The organism is Streptomyces sp. NPDC043812 (assembly GCF_056436245.1).
In genome coordinates this window covers 109,598-132,699 of record NZ_JBWKCY010000013.1, presented here as the reverse complement: position 1 = coordinate 132,699, position 23,102 = coordinate 109,598, and the positions used below count along the sequence as shown (strand labels likewise).

At 69.9% G+C, this 23,102-nt stretch carries 18 protein-coding genes and 1 pseudogene; 8 read left to right on the top strand and 11 right to left on the bottom strand.

The window, feature by feature from the left end:
- The first annotated feature begins 33 nt into the window (after positions 1-33).
- The gene (locus AC067Z_RS20505) at positions 34-1,398 is read left to right on the top strand and encodes an MFS transporter (RefSeq protein ID WP_478790974.1); all 1,365 of its coding nucleotides are present in this window, start codon (positions 34-36) and stop codon (positions 1,396-1,398) included.
- On the top strand, positions 1,301-2,560 hold the full coding sequence (locus AC067Z_RS20500) for an ATP-grasp domain-containing protein (RefSeq protein WP_478791065.1): 1,260 nt from the start codon (positions 1,301-1,303) through the stop codon (positions 2,558-2,560). The genes AC067Z_RS20505 and AC067Z_RS20500 overlap by 98 nt, the downstream gene beginning before the upstream one ends.
- Before the next feature lie 4 nt (positions 2,561-2,564).
- Here the strand turns inward: AC067Z_RS20500 and AC067Z_RS20495 are convergent, their stop codons facing one another.
- Positions 2,565-4,298 carry a hydroxysqualene dehydroxylase gene (locus tag AC067Z_RS20495; RefSeq protein WP_478790973.1) on the bottom strand — a complete coding sequence of 578 codons (1,734 nt, stop codon included), beginning with the start codon at positions 4,296-4,298 and terminating at the stop codon, positions 2,565-2,567.
- 172 nt (positions 4,299-4,470) lie between these two features.
- Here AC067Z_RS20495 and AC067Z_RS20490 point away from each other — a divergent pair, with 172 nt between their 5' ends.
- Complete coding sequence (locus tag AC067Z_RS20490; protein WP_478790972.1) at positions 4,471-4,905, top strand: YchJ family protein; 435 nt, start codon at positions 4,471-4,473, stop codon at positions 4,903-4,905.
- An 11-nt stretch (positions 4,906-4,916) separates the two neighbouring features.
- On the opposite strand, the gene AC067Z_RS20485 is transcribed toward AC067Z_RS20490, so the two are convergent.
- Positions 4,917-5,363, bottom strand: coding sequence for a hypothetical protein (locus AC067Z_RS20485; RefSeq protein WP_478790971.1), 447 nt, complete (start codon positions 5,361-5,363; stop codon positions 4,917-4,919).
- On the bottom strand, positions 5,360-6,016 hold the full coding sequence (locus tag AC067Z_RS20480; RefSeq protein WP_478790970.1) for a DJ-1/PfpI family protein: 657 nt from the start codon (positions 6,014-6,016) through the stop codon (positions 5,360-5,362). The genes AC067Z_RS20485 and AC067Z_RS20480 overlap by 4 nt, the downstream gene beginning before the upstream one ends.
- A gap of 204 nt (positions 6,017-6,220) precedes the next feature.
- Here AC067Z_RS20480 and AC067Z_RS20475 point away from each other — a divergent pair, with 204 nt between their 5' ends.
- On the top strand, positions 6,221-7,174 hold the full coding sequence (locus tag AC067Z_RS20475) for a GlxA family transcriptional regulator (RefSeq protein ID WP_478790969.1): 954 nt from the start codon (positions 6,221-6,223) through the stop codon (positions 7,172-7,174).
- Positions 7,175-7,176: 2 nt separating this feature from the next.
- Here the strand turns inward: AC067Z_RS20475 and AC067Z_RS20470 are convergent, their stop codons facing one another.
- From AC067Z_RS20470 to AC067Z_RS20460, 3 genes are all read right to left on the bottom strand, one after another.
- On the bottom strand, positions 7,177-8,388 hold the full coding sequence (locus AC067Z_RS20470) for an acyl-CoA dehydrogenase family protein (RefSeq protein WP_478790968.1): 1,212 nt from the start codon (positions 8,386-8,388) through the stop codon (positions 7,177-7,179).
- Positions 8,389-8,393: 5 nt separating this feature from the next.
- Positions 8,394-8,855 (bottom strand): SCP2 sterol-binding domain-containing protein, encoded by a 462-nt coding sequence (locus tag AC067Z_RS20465; protein ID WP_478790967.1) that lies wholly within the window; start codon positions 8,853-8,855, stop codon positions 8,394-8,396.
- Between the two features lie 120 nt (positions 8,856-8,975).
- Positions 8,976-9,233, bottom strand: coding sequence for a hypothetical protein (locus AC067Z_RS20460; RefSeq protein WP_478790966.1), 258 nt, complete (start codon positions 9,231-9,233; stop codon positions 8,976-8,978).
- A 226-nt stretch (positions 9,234-9,459) separates the two neighbouring features.
- Here AC067Z_RS20460 and AC067Z_RS20455 point away from each other — a divergent pair, with 226 nt between their 5' ends.
- Positions 9,460-11,376: an AMP-dependent synthetase/ligase gene (locus AC067Z_RS20455; protein ID WP_478790965.1), complete on the top strand. Its 1,917-nt coding sequence runs from the start codon at positions 9,460-9,462 to the stop codon at positions 11,374-11,376.
- A 36-nt stretch (positions 11,377-11,412) separates the two neighbouring features.
- On the opposite strand, the gene AC067Z_RS20450 is transcribed toward AC067Z_RS20455, so the two are convergent.
- Positions 11,413-12,633 carry a PucR-like N-terminal domain-containing protein gene (locus tag AC067Z_RS20450; protein WP_478790964.1) on the bottom strand — a complete coding sequence of 407 codons (1,221 nt, stop codon included), beginning with the start codon at positions 12,631-12,633 and terminating at the stop codon, positions 11,413-11,415.
- Positions 12,634-12,872: 239 nt separating this feature from the next.
- Between AC067Z_RS20450 and AC067Z_RS20445 the strand changes: the two are divergent.
- A pseudogene (locus tag AC067Z_RS20445) lies at positions 12,873-13,736 on the top strand (lytic transglycosylase domain-containing protein); the annotation flags it as partial.
- On the opposite strand, the gene AC067Z_RS20440 reads toward AC067Z_RS20445, so the two are convergent.
- Complete coding sequence (locus tag AC067Z_RS20440) at positions 13,719-14,789, bottom strand: ATP-dependent DNA ligase (RefSeq protein WP_478790963.1); 1,071 nt, start codon at positions 14,787-14,789, stop codon at positions 13,719-13,721. The pseudogene AC067Z_RS20445 and the gene AC067Z_RS20440 overlap by 18 nt on opposite strands.
- A gap of 52 nt (positions 14,790-14,841) precedes the next feature.
- Between AC067Z_RS20440 and ligD the strand changes: the two genes are divergently transcribed.
- Entirely contained in the window at positions 14,842-15,879 is a 1,038-nt protein-coding gene (ligD, locus tag AC067Z_RS20435; RefSeq protein WP_478790962.1) for a non-homologous end-joining DNA ligase, read from the top strand.
- 135 nt (positions 15,880-16,014) lie between these two features.
- Here ligD and AC067Z_RS20430 read toward each other — a convergent pair whose 3' ends face one another.
- On the bottom strand, positions 16,015-18,168 hold the full coding sequence (locus tag AC067Z_RS20430; RefSeq protein WP_478791064.1) for an OmpL47-type beta-barrel domain-containing protein: 2,154 nt from the start codon (positions 18,166-18,168) through the stop codon (positions 16,015-16,017).
- Between the two features lie 53 nt (positions 18,169-18,221).
- Positions 18,222-20,702: a ThuA domain-containing protein gene (locus tag AC067Z_RS20425; RefSeq protein ID WP_478790961.1), complete on the bottom strand. Its 2,481-nt coding sequence runs from the start codon at positions 20,700-20,702 to the stop codon at positions 18,222-18,224.
- Positions 20,703-20,897: 195 nt separating this feature from the next.
- On the opposite strand from AC067Z_RS20425, the gene AC067Z_RS20420 reads away from it, so the two are divergent.
- Complete coding sequence (locus AC067Z_RS20420) at positions 20,898-21,902, top strand: multicopper oxidase domain-containing protein (protein WP_478790960.1); 1,005 nt, start codon at positions 20,898-20,900, stop codon at positions 21,900-21,902.
- A gap of 98 nt (positions 21,903-22,000) precedes the next feature.
- Here AC067Z_RS20420 and AC067Z_RS20415 read toward each other — a convergent pair whose 3' ends face one another.
- Positions 22,001-22,870: a hypothetical protein gene (locus tag AC067Z_RS20415; protein ID WP_478790959.1), complete on the bottom strand. Its 870-nt coding sequence runs from the start codon at positions 22,868-22,870 to the stop codon at positions 22,001-22,003.
- Positions 22,871-23,102 lie beyond the last annotated feature (232 nt).

The window sequence follows — 23,102 nt, the reverse complement described above, 5'->3', positions numbered from 1 at the left end:
GCCTCGCCATGGAGCCACCAAGGAGCGCCCCTCATGCGCGTCTACCTCGACCGCAACTTCCTGCTGACGTACGCGGCGTCGTTCATCTCGCTGTTCGGCTCGAAGCTGCTGATGATCTCCTACGTGGCCTTCGTCTACGGCGAGACGGGAAGCGCCACCCTGGCATCCGCCGTGTTCGCCGCGGACTGGATCGCCAACCTCTTCGTCGGCCTGCTGACCACGCAGTACATCGACCGGGCTGATGCCAGGCGGCTGCTGCTGAGGCTCAACCTGTCCGCGGCTGCGGTCACGGTCCTGTTCCTGGCATGTCTGGCGCCGGAACAGTTCCCGGTGGCGGTCGCCGTGATCTTCGTCCGCGCCCTGCTCAACAGCGCGGTGAATGCCGCGCGCGTCAAGGCGTTGGTGCAGTTCTTCGACAAGCAGCAGACCGACGTCTACTCCGCCGTCCTCAACTCCAGTCTCTTCATCGCGATCGCCGCCGCCGGAGCGGTGGGCACCGTCATCCTGCGGTTCGTCGGGATGGGCACGGTCGTGCTGATCGACGTCGCCACCTTCCTGGTGTCCGCCGCGCTGTTCGCCTTCGTGCGGCCCAACGCGGCCCGTATCGAGGAGGCCCGGCGCGCGGCGGGCGGCATGCGGGAGAGCGCGGCGGCGAACGTCCGTTCGGCCGCACGCATCATCGCCGGCAGCCCCGTGATCTCCGCGGCCGTCTTCTACATCGTCCTGGCGGTGACGGCCTTCCAGGCGACGTACGAGGTGCTGATCACCGCCGTTCCTGATCTGTGGTTCGGACTGGGGGAGTCGGGGACCGCGCTGTTCTTCACCGCCGAGTCGCTCGCGGTCATCGCCGGCCTGTTCCTGTACCAGTTCCTCAGCCGCCGCGAGCTGGTGCCCGACGCACGGCAGGGGCGACTGACCCTGGCCGCGGTCGCCTTCGCCGTCTGCATGTACGCGGCGCTTCCCGCGGTGCAGGGCAGCCTCGTCCTCGCACTCACAGCCTTCGTGGCTCTCGTCCTGACCGGCGAGGCCATCTGGGCCCACCACTACAAGCGGCTCATCGCCCACACGCCCGAGACCAAGGTGTCCTCCGTCGTGGGCCTGCTGTCCGCCGTCGGCTACAGCCTGATGGCCGTCTTCGGATTCGTCTTCTCCTGGGGCATGGACTCGCTCGGTGCCGAGTGGGCCATCGCTCTGGATCTCGTCCTCATCGCCCTGCTGGTCACCGGCTGGGAACTGCGCGCACGCCGACAAGGGAGCCGCCATGAAGAAAGCATTCGTCCTGCTGGAACTCGTCAATCACGTGGCCCTGGTGGCGAGAGCGGCGAAGGCCCGGGGCCTGACGGTCGTGGTGGTGGGGCAGAACCCGCTGCCGCAGCAGGGTCCGTTCGCGGTTCCTGACGGAGTCGTCGACGAGCTCGTCCCCATCGCCTCCTGGTCCGACGCGGACGCGATACGGGCCGTCCTCGACGACCTGAGCAGGCGCTACGACATCGCCGGCACCTACGCCGCGTTCGAGGCCGCGCTGCCCTACGACGCCGAACTGCGCGAGCGGGTGGGACTGCCCACCAGCGGCGCGGACACGGTGCGCGCGGCGATCGACAAGGCCGCGGTACGGGACCGGCTGCGCGCCGCCGGACTGTCACGGCTCCGTTCGACGACCCTGACCGGCGCACTGCGCTGGGACACCTGGGGATTCGACGGCCCGGCCATCCTCAAGCCGGTCAACGGCACGGGCAGTGCCCTGTGCTTCACCGTCGACTCCCTGGAGGGTCTGCACGCGGCGGCCTCCGAGATCGAACGGACCACGCTCGACGCCGGTATGACCCGTGACTTCATCCTGCAGAACGGCGAGTTCGTCCTGGAACAGAAGGCGAGCGGTGAGCTGCTGTCCGTCGAATCCCTTGTGTGCGACGGCGAGGTGAAGGTCGTCGGGCTGTCCGGGCGCTACGTACTGGCCTCGGACCCCGTGGTCGAGCAGGCGGTCGTCTTCCCCTACGAGCACCCGCGGCACGCCGAGATCGCCGCGGCGGCCGTGGCCTTCCACCACTGCCTCGGCATCACCCACGGGGCCACCCATCTCGAGGTCATGGTCGCCGACGACGGCCCGGTCGAGCTGATCGACTTCAACGTCCGGGTGGCGGGCGTGGGGATGGTGCTGGTCTTCGGGCAGGTGCTCGGCACCCCGTACGAGGAGTTGCTGACGGACCTCGGCTGCGGACAGTCGCCCGACCTCGCGGCGCTCAGGCCCGCAGGATGGGCCGTCGAGTGCCTCACCCTTCCGCGGCCCGGCACCACCGAGCTGCGCGACATCACCGTTCCCGGGAACGCACGCCACGTCCGGTTCACGAAGGAGATCGGGCAGCGGCTGTCCGGCAGGTCGGACCAGCTCGACTCCGTCACCATGTTCGTGGTGACGGCGGATTCACCTCAGGCGCTGCACGAGGCGCTCCTGGACGCCCGTCGGCAGACCGTCGTCAACGGCGAACCGCTCGGCGACAACCCCAACAACCGGCTGACCGCCCCCGCACACATGAGGACGCCGGCGGGGGTCGGCGCCTGAGCCGCTACCCGAGATCGAAGGCGTTCGGCAGCCCCCAGCGGTGTCGCGCGCGGTCGTGCCGCTTGAACGCCTCGATCTCGGGGGCCCGGAACAGCGGCGTGACCGTGCACCGTGCTGCCGACGAACCCGCGCGGTCCAGCAGCGCGTTGACCGCCGCCCGGGCCGAGGCGTTGGCGCCCTCCATGGTCGCGAGGTCGATGTCGACGGACACGTAGTCGCCGGCGAGGAAGAAGTTGGGGACGGCGGTGGCGGCGGTGGGCCGGTTGTGGAAGGTCCCGACGGGATGGATGAGGAGCTCGTCGTCGTTGACGGGGTGCGGGGTGCCGATGCCGTCGACGCCGGGGTCCAGGAACCAGGAGTGCAGCGCACTGTCCTTGAGCACGGTCTTCCCCGTGTCGTTGAGCGCGGCCTTCAGCTGGGCCCACACCTCCTTGGCGACCTCGGGCCTGGTGCACTGCTTGGCAGTCTTCCCGTACAGCATCCCCGGCCGGTCCCATTCGGAGATGTCCACGGAGACGCAGTCCACGACCGATCCGTCACCGTAGTCGGCGGGGAAGTCCCTTTCCGGCCAGTGCCCTGCTTGCTGAATGGCTGTCAGGGACCACGGTGAGTCGATGCAGTTGAGATGGCCGTGCAGCAGCGGAGCACTCTCCGTCAGATAGAACTGGATGCCGGTCATCCAGTCGGTCTGCAGCTTGTCGCACCGTGCGAGCTGCGGATCGGCGGCCCGCAGCGCGGGGCCCCAGGTGCGCCGGGCATGCTCCACGGGCATCGCCGAGACGTAGTGGTCGGCGGTCACCGACTGCCGGGCTCCCTGCGGGTCCTCGATCACCGCGGCCGTCACGCGTCCGCCGCCGTACGCCACCTCCCGTACGGTCCAGCCGACCCTGAACTCGACGCCCAGGGATGTCAGATGCCGGACCCAGGGGTCGATCCACGCCTCGTTGGTGGGCGCGTCGAGGATCCGGTCGAGCGGCCCGTCGGCGCCGCGGCCCAGGCCGTTGAAGACGAACGCCTCCAGCAGGCCGGCCACCGTGCGGGTGCTGGCCACCTCGGCCTTGGTGGCCACGATGTTGCGGGTGACGCCCACGGCGAGGATGCGCTGATAGTCGTGGCTCATGCGGCCGGCCCGGATGAAGTCCCACCAGGCGGTGCGTTCCCAGTCCTCGTTGCGGCGCTCGTCGCAGCTGGTGAGGAAGACCAGGAAGCGATTGACGAAGTACGCCGTCTCGTGGAGGGGGATGCCGAGGGCGGTGTCGAGCAGTGCGGTCAGCGCGCGGCGGATGTCGTCCGGGGTGAGGTCCGCCGGCCGGTGCCCGGGCCAGGGGAGGGGCAGGCGCAGATCCTCGCGGCCGGTACGGGCGAAGGACATCTCGGGCGGTGCGACGAGGTTGTCCCAGACCCCGTTGGCGTTCCCGGGAAAGGGAATGCGCCGCATGGTGTCGGGGAGGTTGTGGTAGATCCCGGGGATGAAGCGGAAGCCGTGCTCGGCGGGTAATGGTTTCCGGCCGCCCCGGGCGCTGCCGGGCACATCCATGCTGCGCGCCTTGCCACCGAGCGCACGGCGCTCGTAGACGGTGACACGGAAGCCGCGCTCGGCCAGCTCGTGGGCGGCGGTCAGTCCGGCGACTCCGCCGCCGAGCACGGCGACGGAGGGCGCGGCCGCCGCCTGCGCGGTGCCGGCGGTGGCGACCGCCCCGAGCGCCGCGGTGCCGCCGACCGCGGCGGCCCCTGCCATGAAAGTGCGTCGTGAGGTGCGCCCTGACGTACGTCGTGAGGTGCCCGAACGGTCCATCCGATCCCCCTTACCCGGCGGTAACTGTCGCCTGCGGCGCAGGAGCTTACGGAGAACACTCACGACTCGGAAGCCACGCGTGGGCCCATTCGCGCATTGGCTGGAAAATGGAGTCATGGCACGACGCATCAAGCGCCCAGCGCGCACCGCACCCCCCGCCCCGACCGCCGAATCGCCCTGTCCCTGCGGCCTTCCCGCCGCCTACGGCGAATGCTGCGGCCGCTTCCACCGCGGAGAGGAGCAGCCCCCCACCGCGGAACTGCTGATGCGCTCCCGCTACAGCGCCTTCGCCGTCCACGACGCGGCGTATCTGCTGCGCACCTGGCATGCGTCGACAAGGCCACGGAACCTCGAACTGGACGAGGGCATGCAGTGGTCGAGCCTGGAGATCACCGACACCACGGACGGCAGCGCGTTCCATCCCCAGGGCACGGTCACCTTCCGCGCCCGCTTCCGGCACCACGGCAAGCGCGGCGAACTGCACGAACGCAGCAACTTCGCCCGCGAGCACGGCGCATGGGTCTACGTGGACGGCACGTTCATCGAGTAGGCGGCCGGGACTCAGACGCCCGTCGTCGACCCCGGGCGCAAGATCATCAGCACCGTCACCGTCGCCCACAGCAGATTGAACACGCCGGTGTACATGGCCAGACGGGGCAGGACGGCCGCACCGGGGTCGGCGAGCACCGCGTTCTGGCCCGGCAGCACCAGTCCGGCCAGCACCGCCGCGGCAAGCGCCGTCAGCACGATCGACACGATCAGCCAGACGTCCCCGAGGACGCCGAGGCTGCTCGCCGTCGCGAACCCGAAGACAGGGACGACGACGCCCACGGTCGCGTACACACGGCAGATGCGGTGCAGGTTCCGCACCACGCCCAGCGCCTGTTCGCTGTCCGGCTCAGCGGCGACGCGGCGCGCGGCGGTGGGAAAGGCGCTCGCGGCCACGGTCACCGGGCCCACCGCGACGATCGCCGCCAGTACGTGCACGATCAGCAGGAACTCGGTCACGCCGCCACGCCCTCCGCCTCGGTGCCGACGGCCCGGTGCACCGTGCCGCGCCGCTCATGGACGAGCAGCCGCTCGACGGCGAGGGCGACCCGCGGTCCGAACTCGCGCTCCAGCAGATACAGACCGAGATCCGGCCCCGAGGTCACACCCCCGCCGCTGACCAGGTCGCCGTCGTCGACGACCCGGGCGTCGACCGCGTGGACGTTCGCGGCGGCCAGCGCGTCCAGACCCAGGGGGTGGGTGGTCGCCGTACGGCCCCGGATCAGCCCCGCGGCGGCGAGGAGCATCGAGCCCCCGCAGACGGTGGCCACGGTCAGGTCCGGCCGCGCCACGGCCTGTGCCAGCAGGGCGGGGAGCGGGGTCTCCAGCGCCCGGCCGAGGATCGCGGGAACGGTGTCGTCGCCTCCGTCGTCCGCGATCCGTCCCGAGGCGCCCGGCACCACGACGACATCGGCGCGCCCCGGCTCGAGGCTGCCGGTCGCGCGCAGCGACAGCATGCCGACACCGGCCGGCACCTCCCGGGGGCCCTCGGCCGAGACCAGTTCGACGACAGGGCCGCCACCGGCAGCCGCCGAACCCGCGGCCAGCACTTCACAGGGGGCGACGACGTCGAGGGGGTCGAAGCCGTCGAAGAGAACGATCTGGATGAGCATGCGTCGGTCGGTCCTTGCTCCGGAGGGGAGCCGCCCCGGCCGGGACGGCTGCACCCGACGCTAGGGAGTGGGCCGGCGCCGGAACAGTGGCGTGAATGCCACGTTCCACAGGATTTCTGCCACCCGTCCCTGCCCGGCTCCGGTGGGAGAACAGCGAGGTGGACGGCGCTTGGCCGGAAACCGGGAGCCGCCTACGGTACTGCCATGCACACCGTGGCCGTACTCGCCCTGGACGGCGTCATCGCCTTCGACCTCTCGACACCGCTGGAGGTCTTCGCCCGCACCCGGCTGCCCGACGGGCGGGCCGCATACCGGATCCGTGTCTGCGCCCCGGTGGAGGAGGTCGACGCGGGTGCTTTCGCCTTGCGCGCCCCCTGGGGGCTGGATGCGCTCGCCGACGCGGACACGATCATCCTGCCCGGCTGCGCGGACCCCACGATGCCGGTGCCGCCCGAGGTGCTCGACGCCCTGCGGTCCGCGGCGGCGCGAGGTACCCGGATCGCGTCGATCTGCGTGGGCGCCTTCGTGCTGGCCGCCACGGGGCTGCTGGACGGTGGACGGGCGACCACCCACTGGGCGGCGGCTGCGGCGCTGGCCGAGCTCCACCCGGACGTGGAGGTCGACCCCGACGTGCTCTACGTCGACAACGGCCAGTTCCTGACGTCGGCGGGAGCAGCCGCCGGGCTCGACCTGTGTCTGCACATGATCCGGTGCGACCACGGTTCCGCCGTCGCGGCGGATGCCGCCCGGCTCTCGGTGATGCCCCTGGAACGGGAGGGCGGCCAGGCCCAGTTCATCGTCCACGACCGTCCGCCGAGCCCCGGCGGCGCCACCCTGGAGCCGCTGCTGCGCTGGCTGGAGGAGAACGTACGCCGTGAGCTCACCGTGGACCGGATCGCGGCGCAGGCGGGCATGAGCACCCGTACCCTCAACCGCCGCTTCCGCGAACAGACGGCGACGACCCCGGTGCAGTGGTTGCACCGGGCGCGCATCAGGCAGGCGCAGTATCTGCTGGAGACCACCGCGCACCCGGTGGACCGGATCGCGGAACAGGTCGGCTTCGGCTCGCCGACCGCGTTCCGTGACCGCTTCAGACGCCAGGTCGGTACCAGCCCCCACGCCTACCGGCGCGCATTCCGGGGCGCCGGGACGCCCTGACCTCAGCGGATGTGACGGCCCGAGATGGCCCGTGCGATCACCAGCCGCTGGATCTCGCTGGTGCCCTCGAAGATCGTGTAGATCTTGCTGTCCCGGTACATCCGCTCCACCGGATGCTCGCGGCTGTAGCCCGCGCCGCCGAGGACCTGGATCGCCTTCTCGGTGGCGCTCACCGCCAGTTCGCCCGCCCGCAGCTTGGCCATCGAGCCCTGCCCGGCGTCGAAGGGCACATCGCTGCGCGCCATCCAGGCGGCCTGCCAGATCAGCAGGCGTACGGCCTCGATCTCGGTGCGCAGATCGGCGAGCGTGAACGCGATCGACTGGTTCTCGATGATCGGCCGTCCGAAGGCCTCGCGCTCGCCGGCGTACTCCAGGGCGTACTCGTAGGCGGCCCGTGCGATGCCGAGCGCCTGCGCTCCGACCGTCGGGCGGCTGACCTCGAAGGTGGCCATGGCGGCCTGGCCCTTGGCCCTGGTGCCCTCGCGGGCGCGTGCGAGCCGGGCGTCGAGCTTCTCCTTGCCGCCGAGCAGACAACTGCCGGGCACGCGGACGTCGTCGAGGAACACCTCGGCGGTGTGCGAGGCGCGCAGGCCCAGCTTCTTGATCTTCTTGGAGCCGTCCAGGCCGCGGGTGCCCGGCGGCACGATGAAGGCGGCCTGGCCGCGGGTACCGAGTCCGGCGTCGACCGAGGCGACGACGACGTGGACGTTCGCAATGCCTCCGTTGGTGATCCAGGCCTTCTGGCCGTTCAGCACCCATTCGTCCTTGGCCTCGTCGTAACGGGCGCGGGTGCGCAACCCGGAGATGTCCGAACCGGCCTGCGGCTCGGAGACACAGAATGCCGCGAGCTTGGGGTCCTGCTCGTCGCCGAAGCACTGGGGGACCCATTCGGCGAGCTGGTCGGGGGTGCCGGAGGCGAAGATGCCGGCGACGGCGAGCGAAGTCCCGAAGAGCGCCATACCGATCCCGGCGTCACCCCAGAACAGCTCCTCGTTGGCGATCTGGAGGGAGAGCCCGGTCGGGTCGCCGTACATGTCGGCGAGCGATTCGAATCCGTACAGGCCGATCTTCGCGGCCTCCTGGATCACGGGCCAGGGGGTCTCCTCGCGTTCGTCCCACTCGGACGCCGCGGGCCGCACGACATCGGCGGCGAAGCCGTGGACCCACTCGCGCAGATCACGCTGCTCCTCGGTCAGGTGCAGGGAGAAGGGCATGGTGATCAGGCCTTCGGGATGTCGAAGTAGCGGGTCAGACCGGCGGCCAGGGCGACGTCTCCGGAGACCTTGAGCTTGCGCATCATGAACATGGTCACGGGATTGGCGTTGCCGGAGACCAGCTTGAGGAACTCCGCATCGCCCATCACGAGCGTAGTGCGTGGCTCCCGCTCGGAGCGCCCCTCGGTGACCGCACAGGTGCCGTCGGCGATCGCGGTCTCGAAGACCTCTTCGCTCTCGCCGGTGATCTCCCAGCGGATCAGGGCCTCCAGTGATCCGGCGCTCTCGGAGCGGAACTGCTGCTTCATGCGGCCGAACACCTCGCGCAGCACACGCTGCCTCAGCTCGCCCTGCATGATCTCGGCGATCTCCTTGCCGGTCAGGCCCTTGACGATCTTCGCGAATTCCTCGGGGGAGACGGTGGAGAAGTCGAGCCCGCCGAGCTCGTTGCCGATGTTGTCCGCCACGCCGCGTCCTTACTCCGGAGTAAACTTACTTCGGAGTAAAGTAAAGGAGAGGCCGCCCCCCGGCAAGGGGGGCGGCCTCTCCTTCGGTGAAGCGGTCGGCGTTCCGGCGGGGCAGGGCCCTCAGTGTGCGCGGGCCGGCCTGACCGTCAGCCTCGGGTCCCAGGCGGCGAGCACCTTGTTCGCCCGTGCCAGTACGGAGAGTGCATGCTCGCGGTCGGCCCGGTCGTCGGCGCACAGCGGGCCGCGGAAACGCGCCACCTCGCGTGCCGCGCACTCGGCGTCGATCTCCGCCTGCAGGATGTGGACCGGCATGCAGGAGCCGATCATCGCCGCGACGCGGTCGGGGATCGGTACCGGGACGAGGTTGGAGGCCGTCACGTCGAAATCCTTGTCTGCTTTTCCGTTCGGGAGCCGTCGGTCGGTCGGCCCCCACCCCTTCATGAGTACCGGAGCGGTTTCCGGGTTCCATGGCCGGGGTGTCTCTGTGTGGCAACGGTTGTTGATCGCACCGTTGCGTTCTGATTACGCGAGAGTAATTTGACCCCCGAGTAAGTGCCGAGGTCCCGTCAACTCCCCGCCCGCGAACCGCGAACAGGAGCCGACCATGGGCGTACACAAGGATCTGAAGAGGGCGAAAAAGCACAGCGATCTCGCCGATCGCGTCCCGGTCGAACTGGTCAGGGAGGACGGCGTGGTGCGAGAAGCACGTTCCGCGCCTCTCGTCCGGCCGTCCGTCTCCGGCAGCACCGCCGACATACCTTACGCGAACGCCGGAGAAGCACCCTCATCGGTGGTCCTGCGGCGCAAGAGTGACGACGGTCACTGGCATCCCGTCACCGCCGCGGACTTCGCCGCCCAAGTCACCGAAACGGCAAAGGGGTTGATCGCCGCGGGAGTGGAGCCGGGCAGTCGGGTGGCTGTGATGTGCCGCACCCGCTACGAGTGGACCGTCCTCGACTTCGCGATCTGGGCCGCGGGCGGCCAGAGCGTCCCTGTCTACGCCACCTCCTCCGCCGAGCAGCTCTCCTGGATCCTGCAGGACAGCGGCGCCCGCCACCTCGTGGCCGAGAACGACGACCATGCCGCGACCGTCGCCGAGGCCGTACGAGGACTCGACGAACCGCCCCGTACCTGGACCGTCGACGGCGGCGCGATGGAGACACTCGCCACACTCGGCCGCGAGGTGCCCGACGAGGAGATCACCAAGCGGCGGGCCGCGATCACCCCCGACACCATCGCCACCCTCTGCTACACATCCGGCACCACGGGCAAACCCAAGGGCTGCGTCCTGACCCACGGCAATCTGCACGCCGAGGCGGCGAACACGGTGGAGCTGCTTCACCCCGTCTTCCGGGCGGTCACCGGACTGACGGCGTCCACGCTGCTGTTCCTGCCGCTCGCCCACATCCTGGGCCGGACGATCCAGATGGCCTGCCTGATGGCACGCATCGAGCTCGGCCACTGCCCCGGGATCAAGCCCGACGAACTCCGCCCCGAGCTCCAGGGCTTCCGGCCCACGTTCGTCGTCGGCGTCCCCTATCTCTTCGAGAAGATCCACGACACCGGGCGGGCGACGGCGGAGAAGATCGGCCGCGGCGCCTCCTTCGAGCGTGCGCACCGCATCGGCGTACGGTTCGCCGAGGCGTATCTCGCCAAGTTCCTCGGCACCGGCAAGGGTCCGGGCGTCGGGCTCACAGTGGCCTGGGGCCTGTACGACCTGCTCGTCTACCGGCGCATCCGCAAGGAGCTCGGTGGCCGGCTGCGCTATGCGATCAGCGGCGGCTCGCCGCTCGACCGGGACCTCAACCTGTTCTTCTGCGCGGCGGGCATCGTGATCTACGAGGGGTACGGGCTCACCGAGACGACCGCCGCCGCCACGATCATCCCGCCGCTCACCCCGCGCCCGGGGACGGTCGGCCGGCCCGTGCCCGGCACCGCGATCCGTATCGCCGACGACGGCGAGGTGCTGATCAAGGGCGGCATCGTGTTCGGGTCGTACTGGAACAACGCGGCAGCCACCGGCGAGGCGCTCTCGGACGGCTGGTTCGCCACCGGAGACCTCGGGGCGCTGGACGACGACGGCTATCTGACGATCACCGGCCGCAAGAAGGACATCCTCGTCACCTCCGGCGGCAAGAACGTCTCGCCCGCCGTCCTCGAGGACCGGCTGCGCAGCCGCCCGCCGGTCGGCCAGTGCATCGTCGTCGGCGACAACCGGCCCTACGTCGCCGCCCTGGTGACCCTGGAGCCCGAGGCCGTGGAGCACTGGCTCGCGGTGCGCAAGCGGCCGAAGGACACACCGCTCGCCGACCTCTGCGAGGACCCGGCGCTCGTCGCGGACGTCCAGCGGGCGGTGGACCACGCCAACGCCGCGGTCTCCCGGGCCGAGTCCATCCGCAGGTTCCGGATCGTGGCCGGCGAGTTCACCGAGGACAACGGTCTGCTCACGCCGTCACTGAAGATCAAACGCCATGCGGTGGCGGCCGCGTACGCGAAGGAGATCGACGCGCTGTACGCGTGAGGGGGCGGCTTCGGGGGTGGGGCTTCGGGGCAGATCTCAGACTCCGGAGCCGTCGGTGTGTGCGCGGTCCCTCAAATCAAGGGCCCGCAGCACACCCTCGGTGGCGAACCGGCTCTCCGGCTGGACGAGCTGTTCCCCGAAGATGGCCTCGAGACTGCGCAGCCGGTAGCGGACCGTCTGCGGGTGCACGTCCAGCAGCTCACCCATCCGGGCGGCCGTGCCACGGGTGTCCAGCCAGATCCGCAGGGTCTCGATGAGCCGGCTGCGGCGGGTGGGGGTGAGCCCGGTGAGAGGGGCGAGTTCCCGCTCGGCGAGCTGGTCGAGCAGCGCGGGGTCCGCGAGCAGCCACAGGGTGAGCATGTGGTCCGCACAGAGGACGAGGGAGGCGTCGTCGACGACGCCCGCGTCGATGAAGTCGAAGAGGCGGCGCGCCCAGCGGAGGGAGTCCGCCGCGCAGGCGGTCGGTACGGTCATTCCTACGGAGGCCCGGATTCCGGTCAACGAGTGCTCCAGCCGGCGTCTTCGGCCGTCGGTGAGCGGACCCGGGACCAGTAAGTGCGGCTGAGGCCCGCCGAGTTCGGCCAGGACATCGTTGTCGAGGTCCATTCCGGTCAATTCCGGTGACGGGCGCAGGGCGACAAGGGTGACCTGTTCGGGCAGCGGCCAGCCGCTCTGCTCGGACAGCTCGGCGATCGCGGTGCGCGGCACGGGAGGACCGGCCAGCAGCAGCTGCAGCAGCCTTCGCCGCAGGGCCTCGTCCTGCTCCACGGTCTTGGCCTGTACCTCCAGGTACCCCTCCCTGGTGAGGGCTTCGAGCTCGTCGACGTAGGCGAAGAGCGCGTCGGCGAAGCTCAGCATCAGGGTCGGGGAGAGGTTGTAGCGCCGGCCCACCCGCTTGGCGCGGCGCAGGGCCACGCGCGCACCGAGACGGTACGCGCCCTGGAGGGACTCCAGGCTGCGGCCCTCGTACGCCTCGAACCGGCCGAAGCGGCGCAGCATCTCGTCCCGCAGCGGCGACGGGGCGGAGGGAGAGGCGACCTGGTCGACGAAGACGGAGATGTTCTGCTCGACACCGACCTGGATGGCCCGGCCGTACGGACCGCTCAGCAGTCGCGCGTACTCCGGATAGGCGCGGGTGACCTCGATCCCGATCTCCTTGATGAGACTGGGCAGTTCGGGTCTGATGATCGCGGCGAACTCCTGCGGCAGCGGCGCGAGCGGCTCTCCCGCGTCGGACGGCCGGGTCGTTCTCGGCATGTGCGTGCTCCCCTCTGCACCCGTTGTCCGGGTCTCCGGTGATGTCCGGTGGGGATGAGGCTGTGGGGGAAGCGCTCCCACGGACCGACAGGCGTGCGAGTTCGTTGGGTGCTGAACATAGACCAGACCGCCGCGCCTGCACAGGAGTTGGGACGTGGTGACATATGCGCGGCCGAGAGGCGGGCGCAAACCGGCCGCCCGGCCCGCTCCCGCCCGGGAGTGCTCACTTCAGGACAAGAGACCCCTCCTGCCGCCTGCCCTGGCAACTGCTCGCCGCCATCGGCAAGGTGGAGTCCGGCCAGGCCCGCGGCGGACGCGTCGACGCGCGCGGAACCACGCTCACCCCCATCCTCGGCCCCGTCCTCGACGGCATCGGGTTCGCGAGTATCCCCGACACCGACAAGGGCGCCTACGACGGCGACCGGCGCTGGGACCGGGCCGTCGGGCCCATGCAGTTCATCCCGTCCACGTGGGTGAACTGGGGCCAGGACGGCAACGGCGACGGCCGGAGGGACCCCCACAACATCCACGACGCGGCGCTCGCGGCCGGCCGCTACCTGTGCGCCGGCGACCGGAACCTGACGGTGGGCGCCGACCTCGACCGCGCCGTCCTCAGCTACAACCACTCCGAGGCCTATCGGCTGACCGTCCTCGCCTGGTTCGACTTCTACCGCAAGGGCGCGTACCCGGTGGCGGACGGCAGCGGCACCCTGCCGGTCAGTCCGGGCGCCGGCGGCCGGACACCCGCGACGACGCCCGTCGGCGACGGCGACCAGCAGGGCGGCGGCGACATCATCATCGGCCCCACCCCCGGCGGCGAGTCCTCCCCGCCGCCCCGGCCCCGGCCTTCGACCCCCGAACGGCCCGTACCGACCCCGTCCACCGGCCCGTCACCGGATCCCTCCGACACCCCAGGGCCCAGCCCCGACCCCTCCGACCCGCCGGTACCGAGCCCTGACCCGAGCCCCGATCCCAGCCCGTCCGACACCCCCTGTCCCACGCCCGCTCCGGACCCCTCCCCGTCCGGCTCGCCGTCCGAGCCCGCCGCGGACGAGGAACCGCCCGCGCCCGGAGAGGATCCCTGCTCACCCACCGGAGGGTGACAGCACCTCGTCGAGGTCGTAACGCACCGGCTCCTCCAGCTGCTCGTAGGTACAGCCGGCGGGCTCCCGGTCCGGACGCCATCTGCGGAACTGCGCCGTGTGCCGGAAGCGGTCGCCCTCCATGTGGTCGTACGCCACCTCCACCACCCGTTCGGGCCGCAGCGCCACCCAGGACAGGTCCTTCTTGCCCGACCACCGGCTCGGCGCACCGGGCAGCCGTGCACCCTCGTGCGCGGCCTCCTCGGCCCATCGCGCCCACGGGTGCTCCGCCACGTCCCCCATCCGCAACGGCGCCAGCTCCTCCACCAGCTCCTCCCGCTTCTTCATGGAGAACGCGGCACACACACCCACGTGCTGCAGAGCCCCCGAGTCGTCGTACAGCCCGAGGAGCAGCGAACCGACGATCGGACCGCTCTTGTGGAAGCGGTACCCGGCGACCACCACGTCCGCGGTCCGCTCGTGCTTGATCTTGTACATCAGCCGTGCGTCCGGCCGGTACGGCAGATCCAGCGGCTTGGCGACGATTCCGTCGAGCCCCGCGCCCTCGTACTGCTCGAACCACTCCTGGGCGAGAGCGGTGTCCGTCGTCGACGGCGCCAGATGGACCGGCGGCCGCGCCCCGGACAGCGCATCGGCCAGCAGCGCCCGCCGCCGCTCCAGCGGGGTCTCCAACAGGGACTCGTCGCCGAGCGCGAGGACATCGAACGCGACGAAGCTCGACGGGGTGCGCTCGGCGAGCATCCGCACCCTGGAGTCGGCCGGGTGGATGCGTTCGGTGAGCCGGTCGAAGTCCAACCGCCCCTCGTGCGCGATGACGATCTCGCCGTCCACCACGCAGCGTTCGGGCAGATTGGCCAGTAGCTCGTCGACCAGCTCGGGGAAGTAGCGGGTGAGCGGCTTGCCCGTACGAGAGCCGATCACCAGCTCGGCGCCGTCCCGGTGGACGATCGCCCGGAAGCCGTCCCACTTGGCCTCGTACTGCATACCCGGTGGGATCTTCTTCACGGACTTGGCCAGCATCGGCTTCACGGGCGGCATCACGGGCAGATCCATGGGCCGATTCTCCGGCATGCAGGCAATGTCGGCACGGCCTACGCTGGCGGGCATGGCCGGAGCGGTGGAACTCGAAGTGGGGGAACGGACCGTTCGCGTGTCCAATCCCGACAAGGTGTACTTCCCCGAGCACGGCTACACCAAGCTGGACATGGTCCGCTACTACCTCGCCGTCGGCGACGGCATCACCCGCGCCCTGCGGAACCGTCCCACCACCCTGGAGCGCTACCCCGACGGAGTGACCGGCGAGTCCTTCTTCCAAAAGCGCGTCCCCAAGTACCTCCCGGACTGGATCCCCACCGCACACATCACCTTCCCCTCCGGCCGCTCCGCCGACGAGATGTGCCCGGTCGAGCCCGCCGCCGTGATCTGGGCCGCCAATCTGGGTGCCGTCACCTTCCACCCGTGGCCCGTCCGCCGCGAGGACACCGACCACCCGGACGAGCTGCGCATCGACCTCGACCCGCAGCCCGGCACCGACTACGCCGACGCCGTCCACGCCGCCCACGAACTGCGCGCCGTGCTCGACGAGGCCGGCCTGCGCGGCTGGCCCAAGACCTCCGGCGGCCGCGGACTGCACGTCTTCGTCCCCATCGAGCCCCACTGGACCTTCACTCAGGTCCGCCGAGCCGCGATCGCCTGCGGACGGCAGCTGGAGCGGCGGATGCCGGACCGGGTGACGATCAAATGGTGGAAGGAGGAGCGCGGCGAGCGCATCTTCGTCGACTACAACCAGACCGCACGCGACCGCACCATCGCCTCCGCCTACTCCGTGCGCCCCCGCCCGCACGCCCCCGTCTCCGCCCCGCTGCGCTGGGAGGAGATCGACGACGCGCGGCCCGACGACTTCGACATCAAGACCATGCCCACGCGCTACGCCGAGGTCGGCGACGTCCACGCCGACATGGACGACCACCGCTTCAGCCTGGAGAGCCTGCTCGAACTCGCGCGCAAGGACGAGGCGGACCACGGCCTGGGCGATCTGCCGTACCCGCCGGAGTACCCGAAGATGCCGGGCGAACCGAAGAGGGTGCAGCCCAGCCGGGCGAAGAGGGCCAAGGACGAGGCGCCCCCCGAAGGACCTGCCTGACCTCCTGCCAGGGCACGGTCGGCCGCCGGCGCTCAGCACGTCCGCGAGACGGCCGTCCGTGCGTGGCGTGCGGGAGCCCCGCCGTCGTCGACGGCGGGGCTCCGGCTGCTCCGGGGCGTCACTCCGGGGACAGGGCTACAGCTCCTTGACCCTGATGTTGCGGTACGAGACCACATCCGTCGTCCCGTGGACCTGGAGACCGACATAGCCGGAGGCGTACCGCCGGCCGTCGGTGCCCGGGTCGTCGGACCGCGGCGGTTCGAAGACCTGACCGCCGTCGTTGTCGAACTCGTTGATCAGCTTGCCGTTGCGGAAGACCGAGTAGTGCTGGCCCTCCACCCGGATCTCGTAGTCGTTCCAGGTGCCCTTCGGGGTGACTCCGGCACCCGCGAGCCCGACCCGGTCGAAGCCGTAGACAGAGCCCGTCTTGTACATGTCGCCGTCGGGCCGGTCCAGCACCTGGACCTCGTGGCCGTACTTGATGGCGACCCACTCGGGCCGGGACTCCTCCGGGTTGTCGTGGACGTGGGGGAAGCGGACGAACACGCCGCTGTTGGCGTTGCCCGTGCCCGGCGCGTCGTCACGCCACTGCAGTTTCAGGGAGAAGTCCCCGTACTGCCGCTGCGGGAACCACAGCATGCCGAGACCGCCCTTGGTGGTGCCGCTGGTCATCGATCCGTCGGCGTTGAGACCGAACGAACCGCCCCCGACGTGCTGCCACTTGGAGAACGACTCCTGGGTACCGTCGAACAGGTCGCGGTAGCCCGTGGTCTGGCCCGGCTTGCCGATGCCGGACTGCTTGGCCGCCCGGTAGATCTTCCGGTGCTCGCGCTGGTCGATGACCCCGTCGGCGAGCAGCTGGTCGATCACCTTGTCGACGTGCTTGAGGAACAGGGCGTGCGAGGACCAGTCCTTCTCGTCCTCGATCAGCTCGTTGATCGTGCAACGGCGGTTGGTCATCCGGTTGGGGATGCCCGTGTCCACCGCGCCGACGATCACCGTCAACCGCTCGTCCAGCTCAGGGCAGTTGGGCGCGGGGACGCCGCCGCCCGCCGCGATCGAGAAGGCGACGCTCCTCGCCTCCGAGGTGTTGCCCGCCTTGTCCGTCGCCCGGTACAGCACCGTGTGGTGGCCGACGCGGTCGACGATCACGGGGGCGGTGTACGCGAGATACGGGCCGCTGTCGAGGGAGTACTCGATCCCCTCGACCCCCGAGCCCTCGTCGGTGGCCGAAAGAGTCACCTTGGCGCTCGTGATGTACGCACCGTCGGAGTTCTTCTCCCCGCTCACCGTCGCCGAGGTCTCCGGCACGGTCTTGTCCTCGGTGGGCGGCGCCACGACCGTGAAGTCCACGGCCTTCTCGGCGGCCGCGTTGCCCGCCTTGTCGGTCGCCTTGAATCGGACCTTGTGCGTGCCCACCTCGTGCACCATCACCGGTGCGGTGTACGGCTGCCAGGCACCGTCGGCACCGATCGCGTACTCGATGGTGTTGACGCCCGAACCGGCGTCGGACGCGGTCACGGTGACCGTGGCCATGCCCAGGTACCGGCCCTGGTCGTCCTTCTCGCCGCTCACCGTCGCCGAGGTCTCCGGCGCGGTCGTGTCGTCGGTCGGCGGGGCGACGACGGCGAAGTCCGCGGACTTCTCGGCCGCCACGTTGCCCGCCTTGTCACTCGCCCGGTACCGGATCTTGTGCGTACCCACCTCGTTGACGACCACCGGTGCGGTGTACGGCTGCCAGGGGCCGTCGGCCCCCACCGCGTACTCGATCCTGTCCACGCCCGAACCGTCGTCGGTCGCGCCCACGGTGACCGCCGCCTGGCCGATGTAGGCCCCGTCGGCGTTCTTGTCGCCGTCGACCCTCACCGTCGTCGCGGGTGCGGTGGTGTCCTCGCCGCCGCCCTCGGTGACGTTGAGGATTCCCTGCATCTGACCGTGCCCGGGGATCGTGCACTTGAACAGGTACCGGCCCGGGGTCAGGGTGACCTCGACGGTGTGCTTGCCTCCCGTGGAGTCGTTCGGGTTGGCAAGGATGTTGAGCGGTACGTCGTTGTTGTACTCGGGATCGGAGACGTCGAACGTCAGCGTGTGCGGCATCCCGGTCGTGTTGCCGGTGGCCGTGCTGTTCTCGAAGACGATCGTCGTCGCGCCCGCCACCGCGGTGGTGGGAAAGGACAGATAGCGGTCGATGGGATCACCGGCCGTCCAGGTCAGCACCTGCGCGGCCGCCGCGTCCTGGTCGGCATCGGTCTTCCCGTACGCGGCGGCCGATGTCAGCCCCACGATCATGGCCACCGCGGCCAGCAGTGCCGTCCACAAGCTCGCCGTTCTGTGTCGGGGACTCACTGCGCCGCCCTCCTCGCCAGTTGGTCCGCGGCAGGGGTCGCCCCGCCGCCCTTGTAGGTCACGTGCCACAGCGCGGAGTTGACGTCCGAGGTGAAGAACCCGCGGCCGTAGTCCAGGACGTAGAGCGAACCGTCGGGAGCGAACTTCCAGTCCATGAGGTTGCGGATACCGCCCGACCCCACCGGGATGATCTTCTTCAGGGACTCGGCGTGCACCGGGATCCCGCCCCGGCCCACGGTCTTCGGGTCGGTCAGCACCGCGTGACGGGGCTGTTCACCGTCGTAGAAGTCACCGACGAACCACTTGCCGTCCCAGTACGAGGGCCACTTGACCGTCGAATCGCTCGCCGCGTCGAAACGGTAGACCGGGCCGTTCATGGTCGCCTGGCCGCCGCCCTTGAGCCACGGCAGGAGCACCCTCTGCTCCTCCTGCTTGTAGCTCGGGATGCCGTTCGCGTCCCGCGGGTAGTCCACACCTCCGCCCTGCGGCGAGTACCAGATGGTGTTGGCGGTGATCGGCGGGAGGTTCACCAGACCGTCGTTGTTCGGCGACTCGTTCTTCGGCGCGTCGCAGTTGTACCAGCCGAGCGGCTTGCTCGGGTCCGGCAGATTCCGGTCGCGGTAGGGCTGTTTGTTGCCCATGCAGAACGGCCATCCGTGGTTGCCCGGCTTGGTGATCGCGGCGAAGGTGTCGTACTTGGCGGGACCCCACGTCGTCGACGGGGCGCCCGCGTCGGGGCCGACCCAGCCGGCGTAGAGGATGTCCGTCGACTTGTCGACGAAGATACGTGCCGGATTGCGCACGCCCATCACATAGATCTCGCGACGCGTCTTGCCGCCGCCCTCGGCCGTCTCCTCGCCCGTGAACAGATTGCCCTCGGGGAGGGTGTACGTGCCGTCGTCCTCCGGGTGGATCCGCAGGATCTTGCCGTTGAGGTTGTTGGTGTTGCCCGCGGTGCGGCGCGCGTCGGCGAAGGAGACGCCCTTGAAATTCGGCTCCGGGTTGTTGCCGGAGTAACCGCTGCTGAACCCGGAGGAGTTGTTGTCCCCGGTGGCGATGTAGAGATTGCCCTTGGAGTCCCAGGCCATCCCGCCGCCGGCGTGGCAGCAGCTGTGGATCTGCACCGGCCAGTGCAACAGCACCTTCTCGCTGGAGAGATCCAGCTTGTTGGAGGCGAGGTCGAGGGTAAAGCGGGATACACGGCGCTCGGCCATGTGAGTGTCACGGTTGATCTCGGAGTGCGGTGTGTAGTGCAGATACACCCATCCGTTGGTCATGAAGTCCGGGTCCAGCTCGATACCGAGCAGCCCCTCCTCGACCTTGATCAGCTCGTCGCCGCCACCCTTGTTGCCGAAGACCGTCAGCGCACCCGCCTTGGTGACCGCCTTCGTCTTCGGGTCGTAGACATGGATCTCGCCCTGGCCCTTGCCCATGTCGGGGTTGTTCCAGTCCGTGATCACCGGCTGGGACGAGTCGGCGCCGCCGCGGCCGATGTAGAGCACCCGCCCGTCGGGGGCGACGACCACGCCGTGCGGCTCGCCGATCTGATCGTTCTGTCCGGGCTTGTTGGGCGCGGTGACCCGCTCGGCGGTGTAGTTGGAGTTGATCGTCGCCTTGCAGTCGGCCGGCGAGAGCCGGGTCGTCCAGGCGAGGGCGCCGCGCAGATGGTCGCGGAAGTCGGTCTCCGCGAAGCTGTCGACCGTACCGCCCATCCCGGTGTAGAAGGACCGGCCGCCGTCGTAGTCACGGCACCAGGAGATCGGGTGGTCCCAGCCGTTGGGCTTCTCGGCGGGAGTGTACGAACTCTCCTTGACCCGGGCGACGGTGTGCACCGTGCCGGACGGGTTCTGCGCCCAGTTGAACCACTTGTCGGGCCGCTTCCATTGCAGCGGAAGGGCCTGGGTGGCCGGGTGCCGGCGATCCCCCCCCTCGACGACCGCGCGCTGCGTGCTGCTCGCCGCCCCGGCGGGCCGGGCGCCGATCAGCCCGGTGAACCAGTCGGAGTACGGTTCCGTGCGTGCCGCGTCGTGGATGCCGACGAAACCGCCGCCCGCCTCCAGATACGACTCGAGGCCGGCCTCCTGCGCCGGGTCGAGGACGTCACCGCCACCGGTCAGGAACACGATCGCGTTGAACCGGCCGAGCCGCTTCTCGTTGGTGAACACGGCGGGGTCGTCGGTGGCCTCGGTCTTGTACCGGCCGGCGGCGGGACCGGTCAGCCCGATGTTCTCGATCGCCGCGATACCCGCGTCGACGGTCGGTGATTCCTGCGTGGCCGACCCGTGGAAAACGAGCACCTTCACATTCGCACCGCCGGGCGGCGAAGGAAGGGACAACGTTGTCGACGGTGGTTCCGGGTACGTCCCGGCCGAAGCGGCGTTCCCGCCCAGTAAAGAGACGGTCAGGGCGCCGGCACCAAGTGCGGCCGCCACGACGCTTCTTCGGGACCTCGACCGGTGATGTGGTGCGCGCTGCATGTGGTCACCCACCCCTCTTTGGTCACAACAACAGCCGTGAAGCTAGACCTCTTTTGACGGTTCGCCAATAGGTATGGCCGCAACAGAACGAACTTTGTCCTGAGTGTGGATAAACGGGTGCGGTCCGGCTACCGTGTGGCCGTCCCCGGGGTCAGCAGCCCCCGTCAATCTCCGTAGAGGACTGGAGAGTTCGCCATGGACAGACGGAGCTTCAACAGGCGCCTGCTCGCGGGCGGAGCGGTCGCGGCCACGGGAATGACATCGTTGTCCCTCGCTTCGTCCTCCACCGCAGCCCCTGCCGCCACAACACCACCCAAGACTGCCCCGGCAGGCGGGCTGGTACGCCATCTCAAGCTCTATGCCGAGAAACTGGCGGACGGTCAGATGGGATACGGACTCGAAAAGGGCAAGGCGACCATCCCCGGCCCGCTGATCGAACTGAACGAGGGCGACACGCTCCACATCGAGTTCGAGAACCTGATGGACGTGCCCGTCAGCCTCCACACCCATGGCGTCGACTACGACATCGCCAACGACGGTACGAGAATGAGCAAGAGCCAGGTCGAACCGGGCGCCACCCGCACCTACACCTGGCGCACCCACACCCCGGGCAAGCGCGCCGACGGCACCTGGCGGCCGGGCAGCGCGGGTTACTGGCACTACCACGACCATGTCGTGGGCACCGACCACGGCACGGGCGGGATCCGCAAGGGGCTCTACGGGCCCCTAGTGGTGAGGAGGAAGGGCGACATCCTCCCGGACAAGCAGTTCACCATCGTCTTCAACGACATGACGATCAACAACCGGCCGGCCGCGGATCCGCCGAACTTCCAAGCCACGGTGGGCGACCGCGTCGAGATCATCATGATCACGCACGGCGAGTACTACCACACGTTCCATATGCACGGTCATCGCTGGGCCGACAACCGCACGGGACTGCTCGCGGGCCCCGAGGACGTCAGCCGCGTCATCGACAACAAGATCACCGGCCCCGCGGACTCCTTCGGCTTCCAGATCATCGCGGGTGAACATGTGGGCGCGGGGGCGTGGATGTACCACTGCCATGTGCAGAGCCACTCGGACATGGGAATGGCCGGACTATTCCTGGTCGCCAAGCCGGACGGCACGATCCCGGGTCACGAACCGCACCATCCGGCGTCTTCAGCCTCCTCCGCCTCCGGGAGCGGCCACGCGCACTAGGGTCTTTCGTTTGGATCAGGCCGGCGCAGCGAGCGGGCGTACCAGGGCACGCGAGCCCGGCAAGATCCGAACGAGAGGCCCTGGGCCCTGTCCGGGCGCTAGGAGGTCGCCGCGCTCAGGTCCCACACCTCCCAGGCGGTGCACGGCTCGGCCTGGACGTAGATCCGCGGGCCGCGCCCGATGACCCGGCGTCGCCCCAGGGGCGAGCCGTCGGAACGGACGAGCGTGGTGACCGCGTAGGACTCGGCGGCGGTGCCGGTGAGCGTGCACAGGACGAGACGGTCGGCCTCGCCCCTGTACCCGCCGAAGAGGGCGGCACCGCCGCCGTGCACCGCGAGGGCATTGGCCCCGGCGACCGGCGTCGACCGCACGGTCACCGGCCGGCCCTCGCGGATCTGCAGCAACGGCCACTCGGTGTACGGATACGCCCAGGCCGTTCCCGCGTGCACGTTCAGGGCGTAGCAGTCCGCGATGCGCTCGACGTCCGAGGCGGGCTTCAGCTCCCACAGCGCCTCACCGGTCGACGACCAACGCCGCAGGCCTGGGTGGCTCAGCGGATCGTCGCCGAACACGCCCTCGTCGAAGTAGCCGACCCACAGATCACCCGACTCGTCGGCGAGCAGATGCTCGATCCCGTCACCGACGGCGAAGCTCCACGACGGCCGGCCCAGCGCGTCGAACACCTGGACATGGTCCTGGGTGCCGCGACGACGGGCGTCCGCGACGACGAACCCGCCGTCCGGAAGCGCGTCGAGCAGCGGGAAGCGCGCGGACACGGTCGACAGATGCGTCTCCTGGACCTGCCCGTCGTCGACCGTGACGACCAGCGCGTCGTACGAGGGCGGGCGATCCCCCTCGGCGATCAGCCAATGGGCACGCCCGAAGACGTCGACGGTGCTGTGGAGAACCTCCCGCTGCGCATGGGCGCGGGGCAGGCGGGCGTAGGGACGCAGGGACGTTGTTTCCATGATGCTCCTCGGCAGGGCGTACGGACGGCTCCGGTGACGGCGCACGGGACCCGGCGGCGCATGGGCCGGGGGCAGCGGGGGCCTACGCGGCACGGACCTTTCTCGTTGTCATGCCGCGAATCCTGCCCGAGCGCGCGACGAGGGCGCAACGCACTTGTGTGGCGACGCGGGCGCGCGACGCGCCGACGTCGCGGAACCCTGCGAGCTCGCCGAGGGAGGGGGAGGAGACTCG

What these genes read in the sequence shown, in the direction of transcription:
- AC067Z_RS20455 (WP_478790965.1), top strand. Translation starts at nt 9,460, where the DNA reads ATGGGCGTACACAAGGATCTGAAGAGGGCGAAAAAGCACAGCGATCTC.
- AC067Z_RS20425 (WP_478790961.1), bottom strand. Translation starts at nt 20,702, where the DNA reads ATGCAGCGCGCACCACATCACCGGTCGAGGTCCCGAAGAAGCGTCGTG.
- AC067Z_RS20505 (WP_478790974.1), top strand. Translation starts at nt 34, where the DNA reads ATGCGCGTCTACCTCGACCGCAACTTCCTGCTGACGTACGCGGCGTCG.
- AC067Z_RS20415 (WP_478790959.1), bottom strand. Translation starts at nt 22,870, where the DNA reads ATGGAAACAACGTCCCTGCGTCCCTACGCCCGCCTGCCCCGCGCCCAT.
- AC067Z_RS20440 (WP_478790963.1), bottom strand. Translation starts at nt 14,789, where the DNA reads ATGGATCTGCCCGTGATGCCGCCCGTGAAGCCGATGCTGGCCAAGTCC.
- AC067Z_RS20480 (WP_478790970.1), bottom strand. Translation starts at nt 6,016, where the DNA reads ATGCTCATCCAGATCGTTCTCTTCGACGGCTTCGACCCCCTCGACGTC.
- AC067Z_RS20475 (WP_478790969.1), top strand. Translation starts at nt 6,221, where the DNA reads ATGCACACCGTGGCCGTACTCGCCCTGGACGGCGTCATCGCCTTCGAC.
- AC067Z_RS20450 (WP_478790964.1), bottom strand. Translation starts at nt 12,633, where the DNA reads ATGCCGAGAACGACCCGGCCGTCCGACGCGGGAGAGCCGCTCGCGCCG.
- AC067Z_RS20470 (WP_478790968.1), bottom strand. Translation starts at nt 8,388, where the DNA reads ATGCCCTTCTCCCTGCACCTGACCGAGGAGCAGCGTGATCTGCGCGAG.
- AC067Z_RS20495 (WP_478790973.1), bottom strand. Translation starts at nt 4,298, where the DNA reads ATGGCAGGGGCCGCCGCGGTCGGCGGCACCGCGGCGCTCGGGGCGGTC.
- AC067Z_RS20420 (WP_478790960.1), top strand. Translation starts at nt 20,898, where the DNA reads ATGGACAGACGGAGCTTCAACAGGCGCCTGCTCGCGGGCGGAGCGGTC.
- AC067Z_RS20490 (WP_478790972.1), top strand. Translation starts at nt 4,471, where the DNA reads ATGGCACGACGCATCAAGCGCCCAGCGCGCACCGCACCCCCCGCCCCG.
- ligD (WP_478790962.1), top strand. Translation starts at nt 14,842, where the DNA reads ATGGCCGGAGCGGTGGAACTCGAAGTGGGGGAACGGACCGTTCGCGTG.
- AC067Z_RS20430 (WP_478791064.1), bottom strand. Translation starts at nt 18,168, where the DNA reads ATGATCGTGGGGCTGACATCGGCCGCCGCGTACGGGAAGACCGATGCC.